10 protein-coding genes and 2 pseudogenes are annotated in these 13828 nt (G+C 53.2%); 2 read left to right on the top strand and 10 right to left on the bottom strand.

Features of this window, described 5'->3' with window-relative positions:
- Positions 1 to 33: 33 nt before the first annotated feature.
- From G548_RS0101480 to G548_RS0101455, 6 genes are all read right to left on the bottom strand, one after another.
- Positions 34 to 1233: an ROK family transcriptional regulator gene (locus G548_RS0101480; RefSeq protein WP_022792377.1), complete on the bottom strand. Its 1200-nt coding sequence runs from the start codon at positions 1231 to 1233 to the stop codon at positions 34 to 36.
- A gap of 85 nt (positions 1234 to 1318) precedes the next feature.
- Positions 1319 to 4363: a glycoside hydrolase family 2 TIM barrel-domain containing protein gene (locus G548_RS17020; protein WP_022792376.1), complete on the bottom strand. Its 3045-nt coding sequence runs from the start codon at positions 4361 to 4363 to the stop codon at positions 1319 to 1321.
- A gap of 11 nt (positions 4364 to 4374) precedes the next feature.
- Positions 4375 to 6414: a beta-galactosidase gene (locus G548_RS0101470; protein WP_027847129.1), complete on the bottom strand. Its 2040-nt coding sequence runs from the start codon at positions 6412 to 6414 to the stop codon at positions 4375 to 4377.
- 72 nt (positions 6415 to 6486) lie between these two features.
- A complete protein-coding gene (locus G548_RS0101465; RefSeq protein WP_022792374.1) occupies positions 6487 to 7335 on the bottom strand; it encodes a carbohydrate ABC transporter permease in 849 nt (282 codons plus the stop codon).
- Entirely contained in the window at positions 7332 to 8243 is a 912-nt protein-coding gene (locus G548_RS0101460; RefSeq protein WP_027847127.1) for a carbohydrate ABC transporter permease, read from the bottom strand. Before G548_RS0101460 ends, G548_RS0101465 begins: the two co-directional genes overlap by 4 nt.
- A 59-nt stretch (positions 8244 to 8302) precedes the next feature.
- Complete coding sequence (locus G548_RS0101455; protein WP_022792372.1) at positions 8303 to 9637, bottom strand: ABC transporter substrate-binding protein; 1335 nt, start codon at positions 9635 to 9637, stop codon at positions 8303 to 8305.
- A gap of 399 nt (positions 9638 to 10036) precedes the next feature.
- Between G548_RS0101455 and G548_RS18955 the strand changes: the two are divergent.
- Both G548_RS18955 and G548_RS18950 read left to right on the top strand, forming a co-directional pair.
- Positions 10037 to 10234 (top strand): annotated as a pseudogene (locus G548_RS18955) (transposase); the annotation flags it as partial.
- 166 nt (positions 10235 to 10400) lie between these two features.
- Positions 10401 to 10544 (top strand): annotated as a pseudogene (locus tag G548_RS18950) (helix-turn-helix domain-containing protein); the annotation flags it as partial.
- A gap of 83 nt (positions 10545 to 10627) precedes the next feature.
- Here G548_RS18950 and istB read toward each other — a convergent pair.
- From istB to G548_RS17015, 4 genes are all read right to left on the bottom strand, one after another.
- Positions 10628 to 11371, bottom strand: coding sequence for an IS21-like element helper ATPase IstB (gene istB / locus G548_RS0101445; protein ID WP_022792370.1), 744 nt, complete (start codon positions 11369 to 11371; stop codon positions 10628 to 10630).
- Positions 11361 to 11855 carry a hypothetical protein gene (locus G548_RS0101440; protein ID WP_022792369.1) on the bottom strand — a complete coding sequence of 165 codons (495 nt, stop codon included), beginning with the start codon at positions 11853 to 11855 and terminating at the stop codon, positions 11361 to 11363. Before G548_RS0101440 ends, istB begins: the two co-directional genes overlap by 11 nt.
- A 211-nt stretch (positions 11856 to 12066) precedes the next feature.
- Entirely contained in the window at positions 12067 to 12984 is a 918-nt protein-coding gene (locus G548_RS0101435) for a transposase (RefSeq protein ID WP_022792368.1), read from the bottom strand.
- A 37-nt stretch (positions 12985 to 13021) separates the two neighbouring features.
- Positions 13022 to 13498: a transposase family protein gene (locus G548_RS17015; protein ID WP_022792367.1), complete on the bottom strand. Its 477-nt coding sequence runs from the start codon at positions 13496 to 13498 to the stop codon at positions 13022 to 13024.
- Positions 13499 to 13828: the final 330 nt, after the last annotated feature.

Raw genomic sequence — 13828 nt, 5'->3', positions numbered from 1 at the left:
GAATGGTGAATGTTTTGTAAGAAACGTTTCCATTCACTGCGGCTGAAACAGCTCCACGAGCAGCAGCGCCACGGCGCCAAGCATGGTGGCCTTGCTGCCAAATTCGGTAAGGACCACTTTGGTCTGCTTGGCCTGCTGGGTGAGTCCGCGCTCCTGAATGATACGCCGGACCGGCTCGAGCACGTACTCCCCGGACTCCGAGACCCCGCCGCCAATAATAACCTTGGTCGGGTTGATGATATGAATTAAATTAGTAAGGCCGATGCCGAGGTATTCACCCGTCTGCCGGAGAATATCGATGGCAAGCGGATCGCCTGCTTCAGCCGCGGCAAACACGACCTCCCCGCTCACACGCTCGAGGTCTCCTTCAATCAGCTCCCAAATATGGCTGTCGGGATGCTCTTTCAGACTTTCCACGGTTCGCTCAGCGACGGCCGGTCCGGAAGCGACCGTCTGCAGACAGCCGTTGCTTCCGCACGCACAGCGACGGCCGTGTACATCAATCGCCATATGGCCGAGCTCCCCGGCGATATCGTATTCCCCGTGATACAGCTCGCCGTTGATGATAATGCCGGAACCAATACCGCGGCCGACATTGACTGCGACCATGCTTGTAACGTTTTCCCCGCTTCCAAACCAGGCTTCGCCAAGCGCCATGGCGCGCGCATCATTTTCTACTTTCACAAGAAAGCCAAACTCTTTTTCCAGCTCTTCTTTAATAGGAATATTTCGAAGGTGCAGGTTCGGCGCAAACAGCGAGGTTCCTGTGGCCACATCGACCACCCCGTGCATAGCCACTCCAATACCGACGACTTTATCCCGCATGAGCGGAATTTCATTTAATAAATCATGAATGCCTTTTTTTACGACATCCAAAAATTCCGATTCCTCCGTCAGGCTGATGCTTTCCCTCAGGTGATGAATCACCGTGCCTGACAGGTCGGCAAGGCCAAACTCCACCTCCGTCGGGCCGGCGTCGAGACCGATAATATAAAAATCACTGCTGTTGATCACAAGCATCGTCGGCTTCCGGCCGCCCTGCGAATCGCCGAGACGGCTTTCTTTCACAATTCCCTGCTCGATTAGTTCACGCACATTCGCGCTCACCGTCGGCGGGGTCAGGTTGGTTTCTTTCGCAATCTGGGCACGTGAGATCGGGCCCTCGCTACGGATTTTGTTTAATACAATTGATTTGTTAATGGACTTCATCCATTGAAAACTGCCGGTTTGCATAACTGTTCCCCCGTTTCGCGGCCCCTGGTTCCTCATCCACGTGCCCTAATGCTGTAAATACTATCCGCGCGGATTTTCTATATCATTATTCCCCGCGCAGACGAAGCTGAAAATGAAAAGGCTTCGTGTAAAGCTGGTACGGCTCCAATACGTCCGGACCGCAGCTGGCTGAGCCGAGGCCGTGCTGCTGGTGGTCTATCTGCACCGTCACATAGTCCGCTTTCACCAGCTCATGACGGTGACGGGCCTGTTCCATATTTTCGCGGGTATACTCCTGAATTGTAAAGTCAAAGCGCTCGCCGCGAGCTTCGGCCGTTAATGAAACCGCTCCGCCTTTGATCGTCACTTCGCGCACGTTGTGACGATTGCCGTTTTCCTGCGGAAAAATGTAAGGGGTCATCAGCTCCGGCACCGGAAGCGACCACTGGCCGCGCCGCACGGACTGCCGGCTGTCGCGGTAGGCTTCTCCCGGCCCGAGACCGAGCCAGTCCACCTGCTGCATGGTTTTGGGCACGGTCCATTCGATGCCGACCCGCGGCAGGGTTTCCGGATAGTCGCCACGAGGGGTAACTGAAACATCTACGTCCACTGTTCCCGAAGGTGCGACCACATACGTCCACTCGACGTCCATCCCCCACGCAAGACCCGGGGGCGCGACGCTTTCCTGAACGGTCACATGCACCGCTTCACCGTGCTCGGCCACTTCGACTTTGTTCGTCCGGGTAAGCAGGTAATGGAGTCCGAAGGTCTTCCATGTTTCTTCGGATGGCACAGGCTTCCATTCCTTCTGCCCCCAGCGGTCATTGTCAATCGGCGCCCGCCACAGGTTCAGCTTCGGCCCGTGCTCCATCAGCGGTTCACCGTTGTGGGTCCATGCGTTGATTTTTCCGGTCTGCCTGCAGAATGCCAGATGCGTTATTTCCCCGGAAATAATCCACTCGGCCGGGGTTTCTGTCACTGCAAGCGAAGTTCCGCCGCCGCTTTCATCCGCTACGTCTCCCGGAAGCACCGCCTCCTGCAGCACGTGCTCACTCCAGGCCACAACGTGGCCGGCCGGCGCCCACGGCGCATCTTCCCTCAGCGAGCATTCCAACGAGAGCACTACTTCTTCATTAGCTTCCGCCTCCACGATTTCATACGGAATGCTGAGCGTCTGCGACGAGCGTGCCGGCACCTCGATACCGCGGAGCTCGCCTGCCTGAACGGTCGTACCGTCGATTTTCACCTGCCAGTGGACCGCCAGATGTTGTGTGCCGAGAAAATCATACTCGTTCACGATCCGGTACTCCCCGTCATTATCCGCTTCCACCCAGATCGGCTGAATGATTTTTTTGTATTCCCGAAGCGCGGGCGAAGGCGTGCGGTCCGGCATCAGCAGGCCGTCGATGACGAAGTTGCCGTCGTGCGGGTATTCTCCGAAGTCGCCGCCGTAGGCGAAGTACTTTTTGCCATCGTCGGTGGTGCTTAAAATGCCCTGGTCGATCCATTCCCAGACGAATCCGCCCTGCAGGCGGTCGTGGCGGCGGATCGTTTCCCAGTATTCCTTCAGTCCGCCCGGGCCGTTGCCCATCGCGTGCGCGTATTCGCACAGAATATGCGGTTTTTCATACTCCGTCCGTGCTCCGAGCCGGTCCATCACTTCAATGCTTGTGTACATGGTCGTAAACATGTCGGAGGCAGTCGGATCATGGTCGGGCTGGTTCCGGACCTTCGCTTCGTTCATCAGCTGGCGTGTTTCGCCTTCGTAGTGCACGAGCCGCCCCGGATCGCGATCCTTCGCCCAGTCGGCCATCGCCTGATGGTTCGGGCCAAAGCCGGATTCGTTGCCGAGCGACCATATAATGATCGACGGGTGGTTTTTGTCGCGTTCGACCATCCGCACCATCCGGTCCAGATAGGCCTCTTTCCACTCCGGATCCCGGCTGAGCTGGCTCCAGTCGTTTACCTTGTCAAAGCCGTGGCACTCCAGGTCCGCTTCGTCGATCACATACAGTCCGTAACGGTTGCACAGGTCGTAAAAGGCCGGCGCGTTCGGATAATGCGCGGTACGCACGGCGTTAATGTTGTTCTGCTTCATTAAAAGCACGTCTTCCTCCATGCGCGCCCGACTGACTGCCCGTCCGGTTTCCGGATCGTGGTCGTGGCGGTTCACGCCTTTCAATGTAATCGGCACGCCGTTCACGAGAAAGACGCCGCCCTTCAGTTCCACGGACCGGAAGCCCACGTCGTGGACAACCCGGTCCGCCTCTTCCCCGCTGTCGTCTCGCACCACGAGCACGAGCTGGTACAGATATGGCGATTCCGCTGACCACTTTTCGGGATTCGCTACACGTATGTCCACGCTCGCTCCCGAGCTGTCCGCCGGCAGCTGACCGGTGCCGACCTCCTCCGTTCCATCATACAGATAGGCGTCCACCGCATAGGCTTCCTCCGATCGGTTCGTCTGTATGTCTATCCGGCAGACCGCGTCCCGATATTCGTCATCAAGCTGGGTCTGCACGAAAAAGTCATTCACATAGACGGGCGGCTTCACCTGCACGGAAACATCGCGGAAAATACCGCTCATCCACCACATGTCCTGATCTTCGATGTAGCTGCCGTCCGACCACTGGTAGACCCGCACGGCGATATGATTGGTGCCGGGATTCACAAGCTCCGTTACATCAAATTCACTCGGCACCCGGCTGCCCTGGCTGTAGCCGGCTAATTGTCCGTTCACCCATACGTGAAAGGCGCTGTCGACGCCTTCAAAGGCAAGCAGCACCGTGTGGTCCTCCGGCACTTCCGCCAGCTCAAAGGTCCGCCGGTAGCTTCCGGTCGGGTTTTCGGATGGGATGTTTGGCGGATCCACCGGAAACGGATAAATCACGTTCGTATAATGCGGACGCCCGTAGCCGTTCAGCTGCCAGTGCGAGGGCACGGCAAGCGTATCCCAGGTCGCATCGGAAAAGTCCGGTTCATGAAAGCCCTCCGGAGCCTCCTCCGGCGACGGCGCGTAATGAAATTTCCAGTCGCCGTTTAACGGCGTGATGCCGCTTGCACCTCCCGTTTCGCTCTGTGATACGAATGAGCCCCGGGCTGCCCGGCGGTTTCGCTGCAGCGTCGTTAAGTCTTCCCAATCTTTTTGCATAGCAATGCCTCCTACTTGGACTGTTTAATAATGGTGATGCCGCGCGGCGGGAGCGTGAGCGTTTCATGAACCGCTTCCCCGCTCACCAGGTTCGTTCCGCTCAGTTTCCTGGATGTCAGGCTCTGCTCCCGCTCGCTGAAATTGGAGACGAACAGGTATTGGTGACTGTTGTTTTCGCGTTTTTGTACGGTCATACCGTGCGGGAGCGGAACGTCCACCAGACGCTCCACCCCGCTTTCCCGCAGGACAGAGGCGTAAAAGTCGTCATAAAACGATTCTTCGGCGCGGGCGGCCAAATAATATGCCTGTCCACTGCCGTAACGGTTGCGGGTAAGTGCTGGCCGGCCGGCGTAAAAATCATCCCGGTACGAAGCCAGCACCTCTGCCCCTTCCGTGTGAATCAGGTCGCACAGCTCCGTCAGCGTATATTCACCCCCGAGCTCCGGTACATCCGCCCGTTTGACCATGGTGTTTTCTTCGCCGTCGCCGAGGCTGTCGATTTCTTCGGACCAGATGCCGAGTACCTCGCGGAGCGGGCCCGGAAATCCGCCGAGAAAACACAGGTCGTGTTCATCCACGATGCCGGACCAGTACGTGGTGATCAGCGTGCCGCCGTTTTTCACAAATTCGGTAATTTTCTCGCCGACGCCTTCCCGGACCATATACAGCATCGGGGCGACAAGCACCTTGTACGGTGACAGGTCCTTGTCCATATCAATCACGTCCACCGGCACGCCCTGCTTCCAGAACGCTTTGTAGTGGTCCTTGACGGTAGCTTCGTAATGAATGCCGCTGTTTCGCGGTCCCTGGGCATCCTTGACCGCCCAGCGGTTTTCGGTGTCAAAAATGACCGCCACCTCCGGCTGCACCGTCGTACCAGCGAGCTCGCCAGCCGCTTCGAGCGCCTGGCCAAGCTCAGCTACTTCCCGGAACACTCTCGTTTCTTCGTGTCCGGCGTGATCCACCACCGCGCCGTGAAACTTTTCGCTCGACCCGCGGCTTTTCCGCCACTGAAAGTACTGTACCGAATCCGAGCCGTGCGCCACCGCCTGCAGGGACGACAGCATATGGACCCCCGGCTTTTTCAACTTGCTGAGTGGCTGCCAGTTGGTCGTGCTCGGCGTGCTTTCCATTAGAAAGAACGGCTGCCCGTCCTTCATTGCCCGGAACCAGTCATGGTTCATGCCGACCCAGGCAGCCAGATCCGTGTCATCACCCGCGTAGTGCCACGTCGGGTACGAATCCCAGGAAATAAAGTCGACGACTTTAGCAAACTTGGCATAATCCAGTTCGTCGAAGGCCTCCATAAAGTTGGCGGTCGCCGGCAGCTTCGGGTTCGCTTCGCGAAACGGGCGGAGCTCGTGCTCGTAAAAATCAATCGTCTGCTCGGTAACAAACCGTTTCCAGTCCAGGTTCAGCCCGTGCACCATCGTTTCGCCGTGCGGCGCCGGGGATTCAATCTGCTCCCAGGAGGAATACGTGTGGCTCCAGAACGTCGTCCACCAGTCATGGTTCAGCTGCTTGAGCGTGCCGTATTTGTTTTTCAGCCACTGACGGAACGCTGCCTGGCAGAGCGGACAGTGGCACTCGCCGCCGTATTCGTTTGAAATATGTAGCCCGATCACCGCCGGGTGATGGGCGTAGCGTTCGGCCAGGCGGGCGTTCATCTGTTCTGTCTTTTCCCGGTAAACAGGCGATGTATAGCAGTGATTGTGGCGCAGCCCGTGCAGGTTGCGCTGCCGGTGCTCGTTTACCCGCAGCACCTCGGGATACGTTTCCGACATCCATGCCGGCCGGGCACCGCTTGGCGATGCCAGAAAGGCGTAAATACCGTTCGCCTCGAACTGATCGAGAATCTGGTCGAGCCAGTCGAACGTGAACGTCCCCTCCTCCGGCTCGAGGCTTGCCCAGGAAAAGATGCCGACCGACATCACGTTGCAGTTGGCTTTCTTCATGAGCCGGATATCGTCTTCAAGCTTGTCGGGATAGTCGAGCCACTGCTCGGGGTTGTAGTCCGCCCCGTGCAGAAGCGTTCCCGGCGTCGGGAACATGGACTGATAGTCGCGTTCCAAGATGTATCATCCTTTCACCGCTAAATTATATTTTGATCCTTCCTGAACAATCTACCCCTTCACAGAACCACCCAGAATCCCGGCAATAAACTGCTTCTGCAGGATCAGGAAGAAGACCATGATCGGTACAACGGAAATCGCAGCCCCGAGCGTGATTTGTCCGTAGTCAATATCCGACAGCCCGATAAGGCTCGAAAGCGCCACCGGGAGCGTGTACATTTCCCCGGAGTTTAAGACGACGAGCGGCCAGATGAAGTTGTTCCACTGGAACATAAACAGGAAGATGGCTACTGCCGCAAGCGCCGGACGCATCGTCGGCAGCACAATTTTGAAAAAGATTCGGAACTCCCCGGCGCCGTCCACCCGCGCGGCTTCAAGCAGCGTCGACGGGATCGCCTGCATGTTCTGGCGCATGAGGAAAATCGCAAACGGATACGCAAGCTGCGGCAGAATAACCGCCTGGTACGTGTTCAGCCAGTTGAGCTCCACAAAGATCCGGAATAATGGAATCAGCGTTACGTGATACGGAATCATCATCGACAGCAGCAGGATGAAAAAGATAGCGTCGCGGCCTTTAAATGTAAACTTTGCGAATGCGTAGCCCGCCGCGCTGCATATGAGCAGGCTGAGCACGGTAAACGACAGGGCAATAAAGAGCGAGTTGAACACGACGCGCAGAATACCGATCGACTCATTTAAGTTAATAAAGTTCTCAATCAGATAGGTGCCGGGAATCAGCGAAGGGGGAATGCTGAAGATCTCCCCCGACGGATTAGTCGCCCCGATGATCATCCAGTAGAACGGAAAAATGGAAATAATGACGCCTACCGCAAGCAGGCTGTACAGCGCGATTTTTTTCGGCAGGTGTTTTCTCTGCGGATTAGCTGTTGAAGTACTCAATCCCGATCACTCCCAAGTCTCAGCTGTATCCAGGACAATACAGCGATAATAATTACAAGCACGTACGCAATCGCCGAGGCATAGCCGAAGTCAAAGTAGCGGAAGCCCTGGTCGTACAGGTACATAATAACTGTAAGGGTGCTGTTGTTCGGTCCGCCGTTCGTTAAAATGTACGGCTCGTCAAACAGCTGAAGCGTGCCGATCGTGGAAAGCACGACCGTAAACAGGATAACCGGCTTCAGTTGCGGCAGCGTAATGTGGAAAAACTGGCGCAGTTTGCCGGCACCGTCGATGCTTGCGGACTCGTACAGCTCCTGGGACACGTTCTGCAGACCCGCAAGCAGAATGACCATGTTGTAGCCGGTCCAGCGCCAGGTGACCACAAGCATAATTGACACCTTCGCCCAGAACGGATCGTTCAGCCACGAAACCTTTTCAAGGCCAATGCTCGAAAGCACGTAGTTCACGATGCCGTAGTTACTGTCCAACAGAATGATAAAAATGATAGAAGCCGTAACAAGTGCCGTAACGGACGGAAGGAAAAATGCTATTCGGAAAAAACCATTAAAGCGAACAAGCGCGGAATTGAGCGTAACCGCAAGCAGGATCGCAAGCGTGATCATTACCGGCACCTGGATGATCAAAAGTGTAAATGTATTAATAAGCGACTGGTAAAACAGGCCGTCATTAAAGAGCCGTATGTAGTTCTGGAAGCCGATAAAGCTCATTTCTCCCCCTTCACTGGCCTGGAAGCTTAAGATAAAGGAAGAAATAACCGGGTAAACCGTAAAGACGGCAAACAGAAATACGGCCGGAAAAACGAGAATGTAAGGAAAGGTTTTCGGGGTGATCCATTTCTTTTTGGTTTTCGTCTTTTCTTCGGCGTGCTCCGAATTGACGTTTTCCATGTTCGACATATTGTACCTCCTTATAAAAACGGGAGAGCAGGCGCTCTCCCCTTCATTCGTTATTGTGATGTTTCCCGGCCGGTTTCACTGGCCAGCCGTTCGACGGCGTTGTTCATGACATTGTTTGGATCGTTGCCCTCGAGAATGACTGAGGACTGCGCGTCCATTATCACGTCTTCCGCCCGCGGGATGTCACTGTTAAATATTGGAGATTCAATATTGTCGGTCGTACCGGCAAGCAGACCGTAGGCCGGCTCGTCGTTAAAGTATTCCACTGGCTCTTCGAAGATTGGATCTTCGTACGTGCTCGTAAGGGACGGGAACAGGCCGTAATCTTCAAAGGCCTGAAGCTGAATTTCTTCATTGGTGGTAAAGTATTCGGCAAACGCATAGGCTGCATCCTGGTTTTCAGAGGATTCTAGCACCGCCAGGTCCGACCCGCCGGAGTTGGCTGCCTGCGGCGTGCCTTCTTCAAACGTCGGCAGCTCCATCACGCCCCACTGCCCGCTCATGTCGGGAGCCTGATCCATAATGGTGCCGCTGTACCAGGCGCCTGTCGGCACCGAGGCTACATCGCCGTTCACGGTCGCCCCGACCATTGCATCCCAGGTGTTGGCGTTATAGATTAATTCCTTCTCACTCATTTCCGCCATCAGATCCATCGCCGCCTGGGCTTCATCGGTGTCGAGCTGGATTTCGCCGTCCTTGTTAAAGTAGTTGACGCCCTGCTGGTTCAAAAACACCCGATACGGAGAATCATCAGAGGTCACCTGCACCGGCAGCATGAACGCATCCGTTTCTTCCACGACCTTTTCACCCGCGGCTACGTAATCATCCCACGTTTCAATATCGTCCGCATTCACGCCAGCCTCTTCAAACAGGTCCACCCGGTAGAATACGCCCGCCGGGCCGATATCCCACGGCATCGAAACAAAGTCGCCGTTTTCGTCCTGAGCAGCATCCACTTTAAATTCGGTGAATTTGTCCGCATGCTCATCAAAGCCGTTTTCCGACAGGTTCATGAATCCATCCGGAAATTGGGATTTGTAGTTTTCCAGCTGGGAGGACTCCAGTGATACTACGTCCGGCAGGCCGGAACCACCGGAGCCAAGACCAACCGTCAGCCGCTCGTACACGTCATCGGTCGAGCTGTCCTGAACCGTGATTTCCACGTCCGGATGCTCTTCCATAAACTGCTCGGCTGCCTGCTCCAGCGAAGCAGCCGCGACGTTCCACGACCATACTTCCACCTCACCGCTCAGTTCACCGTCGCCGCTTCCACCGCCGTCGCCTCCGCTGTCACCGCTTCCGCCCCCGCTGTTGCCACTGCATGCTGTTAACAGGCCTACCGATGCTGCCCCCGCTACTGCCAATTTCCAATATGATGTTTTCATGAACCCATCCCCCTTAAATGTGATACTAGCTTTTGAAAGTCGTATATGTAGAATAAATTAAAGCGTTTTCAAAAGTTAGTAAAATAAATTAATTAACTTAGTATTTATTAAACAGTATTTGGGGGGTGGTGTCAATAAAATTATTTAGATTATTGTGAAATTTAACTATGTTATCCGAATTGCTCGTAATGTTACGCCGCTTTTTATTTAAATCACCGCACCAGTTGATAGAGAACCACCACGTCTCATCATCTATTAACACATTCCGGCCGTCGAGAGGCTTAAAGTTCAGCTCTATCTAGTCGAGCGCCATCAGCTACAGATTGGTGATCGCTTCGGTTACTCTTTCATAGTCATACAAACCATAAATGTTAACTGTGAAAAAGGCGGAGAAGTCAAACTCCCGAAATGCAAAACGTCAGCACCTACTTGTATTCGGACTGGAAAGCCTTCGCCAATATCTATCATTTCCCTTGGAGTAATGGGCTAGTGGAAGGCCACGTGAACCGTATTAAAGTAATGAAACGTCTAATGTATGGTCGGACCAACGTCGATCTGTTGCGTCAGAAAGTCCTCTATACCTGGCCAAAGGTATAGAGAAAAAATAATCTTTGATCTTACATAAGCTTACTGTGAACGCTAGAATAAAGTTGACAGATTTTGCTTGATTCGATTTTACACTTTTGCTCCATCAACCTGATCCTTTAGTAAAATAGATGATAACGTTATTTTACTGGAGGTCAGGAATTTGGAGGAGAAATTAGTGTTACATGTCAAGATTCAGGAATTACACAAAAGAAAGTTGAAAGCCACCCAGATCGCTCAAGAGTTAAAGATATCCAGACCGACGGTCTACAAATATTTAGAGATGACGCTGCAGGAGGCACGAGCCTTCATCGAGCAACCCCATCGAAGTGTTTTATGCAATGAAAAAGTACATAATCATGCAGGCTTTTGTACACAACCCTGCCAGCGGGGCATGTCGTTTCTTTAGGAAGAAGAATGTATGCTCTTTTGATGGGAAAGGGCGTGCTTTAATCGATAGCTTTCCCCTTTAAATGCAATGATATGGGCGTGGTGGACCAAGCGGTCCACCAGGGCTCCGGTTAATCGATTATCTCCAAAAATACGGTTCCATTGTCCGAATTCTAAATTCGTTGTCACGATAACACTTTTGCGTTCGTAACAGTCGGTAATTAAATGAAATAATAATTCCGCCCCTTCTTTTTGAAAGGGGACATATCCCAATTCATCCAGAATCAGCACGTCGCACTTGTCTAGTCCCCGTTTGAATTTCCCCAGTGTACCGGCACGAAAGTGTTCTTCCAACTGCTGCACGAGCGAAGCGACCTGGAAGAAACGGACTTCTTTGCCCTGTTGGCAGGCCTCCTGTCCCAGGGCGGTAGCCAGATGCGTTTTTCCGGTGCCTGAGGATCCCATCAGAATGACATTTTCCTGGTGGTCGATAAACTGTAGCGAGGTCAGGGACGGCTGGGTTAAAGTCGCTGGTAACTGGACCGTATCGGTCCATTCGTAGGCCTCCAAGGTTTTTCGTTCCCGAAACTTGGCTTTTTTGATTAGGCGCGCAATTCGGGCTTGGTGGCGTCCTTCCACTTCCTGGCGCAACACACCGGCCAGAAACGACCTCGGGTCGTCAAAGGGGACCTTCTCTACACCTTCCGGCAGATGGGCCAGATGAAGGGTTTTACACAGTTGCTGTAAGTCATCGTTCATCGAACAGCCCTCCCTTTTCTACTAAGGCATCATACGAATACAAATCCGTCTCTACACCAACGATGGCCGAAGGGGTATGGAGTTCCTCCCAGGGTTCAGGGAAGGCCAACGATCGTTCCTGCATCATGGCCCGTAATTCCGATGTAGTCACTTCCCCACGTCCGGGAATGGTAAATAAAGCAGCGATCGCCAGCCATTCGTATCCTTCATCAACCAGCGCCAGTAACCGACAGACCCGGGTTTTAGTCTGATTAGGCTCGTCGAGAAGATACGTTTGGACCGGCTCCGGAAGGTAGGAAATATACCGGGAATAAGGCACAGCCCGCGGTTTTTGTTTCCAGTGGCTCAAAATATTCGACCACGGCAGCGCTTGGCGTTTGCCCATATACGCCCGTTCGGTGCAGTAGAGGGCTTCCCCCGAAGGGGGATAAAAGGTGACATCCTTCCAACGTTTTTCCACGACCAGTGTTTGTGTAACCGTCAAGTAGAATAGGCTCTTACGTAGTTTTGGGGAAGCCCTAGTGCTGTATTTCTATGTCGTTATCTTTCTTTTTTACCATAATGATTTCCGCATGTTATACAAAGGCCGAACGGTACAATACTCGTTTCCGCAAAAGATCAAAGGATCCACGACCATACATCATGGCTTTTTGAACTTTCAGGCGATGCACATGCCCCTCTGCCACTCCATTACTCTAGGGAAGCAGGACGGCATTGTACACGCCCTGTCTATCTTTTTTCAGACCACGGATAAAACGTTGCACGGCCGGAAAGAGGACATAATGTTCCAGGCCGAGAAAAGAATCAAAAGGAGAGATATCTGCCTGCGCCAGCATTTGTCGAAAAGCAATCAGAAAACGAGAAAGATCCTGAATAGGAGGCCAGGAAGCTTTCCATGCTTCTTCAATATGTCCTGTAGGTGTTCCAGGATGAGACATTTTCCATAACTGGTTAAACACCTTTCCAGGTTTGATAAAAAGCATTGGGGGAGCCACCCTTTTCCGTTCCTCGGCAATCATGGTATTAAGGGTGGAACGAGAACCAGTATAACCGGATTGTTGACATATTACCTCGATTTCTTGTGCTTTTTTCCCTTGCTGGATCAGATCATGGACTTGAGCACGATAGGAGTCGTACTTAGATCCTCGTTGATGACTTGGCGGATGTTTGATGGTTAAATACTGATAAATCGTCCCCCGGGAAAGGTGAAAAGCACGGCTTAATCCCATAATGGACTCTCCACCCTCCCGTCGTTCCTGGACCTGCTGGATCACTTTCCAGCGCTTGGCTTCATTTTCTTCTCGAACACGCTCGCTTTTCCTCTTCGAGGAAAAAGGGGGAGATCGAGGGGTAATCGGCGGGTTCGCTAGTTTAGCCGGGAAGTGGAGATAGATTTCTTCCTTGACCGCTTCAAATAATCCCTTTAAGATATGCCATCGGTCTGTAACTTGGATAATCTGTTCGGAAGTCTCCCGAAGGGCTCTTGCATACGCTCTCGATCCATCCCGGCTTGCCACCTGAATACAAGGATGATTTTTCAGCCAGGCTTTTGTTGCTTCCTCCGTCCGTCCGGAAAATAAATCGATGGGCTGATGGGTACGTAAATCAACCACCAGGGTACCGTAACGAAACCTTTTTCGCAGCGCAAAATCATCGATAGCGACGAAAGGGACTCTCTTCGATCGGTGCTTCCGGCGCAGCGCGAATCAAATAAAGAAAGGTGTCGTGGCTCGTGGGAGTGCCCATGGCTCGGCTGCATCGTTCGGCCGCTTTGGCACTCATCGAAAAAGCCAGTTCCTGCAGCACCAGCTGCAGGCGGTCGGTATTTCGTTTCGAGGAAGAGATGCCTTCCAGTCGTTCGGTAAATACACGAACGGGACAAGAACGGTGCAGACAAAACCACTTATTCGATCGGAGAACGAGGGTCACTTGTTTTCCAGAGACCGGCAGGTCTCGTAACGTCCGCCAATAGCGACTGTGTTTATGGTTGTTGGTACAACCACAGCGCGGGCAAACCGCTGCTTTTTTCATTGAAAAGGCAATCACTTCGATCCCTTCGGCCTTTTCTTGGGAAGCCACGACTTGCAATCCTTTGATCGGTTCGTAGAAAGCAGGCAAGGTTTCCATCGTCTATACCCCTTTTTGTTACTATTTCCCGATACTGTTTATTTTCACTCTCCCCAAAACTACGTAAGAGCCAATTCGACTTGACGTCTACACTTACGTTTTCCTTCACCAAAAGTTCGGGAGAACCAGTTTATCATCGGGGCTGTCCCAAAAATAGGACAGCCCCCTTTTCTGTGCGCAAATAAAGAAAGAAATCATCCTTCGATGATATGGTGAAGTCACGACACTTTCCATACGACAAGGATGATTTCTTATGTTTACCGATGATAACACACAGAGCTTCCCGATTCCAATGAGTTTGGAACCCATGATCCCCGAGGGGGATCTGGT

Origin of the sequence: Marinococcus halotolerans DSM 16375, assembly GCF_000420725.1 — a bacterium.
GTDB lineage: Bacteria > Bacillota > Bacilli > Bacillales > Marinococcaceae > Marinococcus > Marinococcus halotolerans.
The sequence above is the reverse complement of the archived record's forward strand: the minus strand, read 5'-3'. Positions and strand labels throughout refer to the sequence as shown.

Excerpts from the sequence above, each read along its gene's own strand:
- G548_RS17020 (WP_022792376.1), bottom strand. The coding sequence starts at position 4,363 with ATGCAAAAAGATTGGGAAGACTTAACGACGCTGCAGCGAAACCGCCGG.
- G548_RS17015 (WP_022792367.1), bottom strand. The coding sequence starts at position 13,498 with ATGGAAACCTTGCCTGCTTTCTACGAACCGATCAAAGGATTGCAAGTC.
- G548_RS0101460 (WP_027847127.1), bottom strand. The coding sequence starts at position 8,243 with ATGGAAAACGTCAATTCGGAGCACGCCGAAGAAAAGACGAAAACCAAA.
- G548_RS0101470 (WP_027847129.1), bottom strand. The coding sequence starts at position 6,414 with ATGTTCCCGACGCCGGGAACGCTTCTGCACGGGGCGGACTACAACCCC.
- istB (WP_022792370.1), bottom strand. The coding sequence starts at position 11,371 with ATGAACGATGACTTACAGCAACTGTGTAAAACCCTTCATCTGGCCCAT.
- G548_RS0101455 (WP_022792372.1), bottom strand. The coding sequence starts at position 9,637 with ATGAAAACATCATATTGGAAATTGGCAGTAGCGGGGGCAGCATCGGTA.
- G548_RS0101480 (WP_022792377.1), bottom strand. The coding sequence starts at position 1,233 with ATGCAAACCGGCAGTTTTCAATGGATGAAGTCCATTAACAAATCAATT.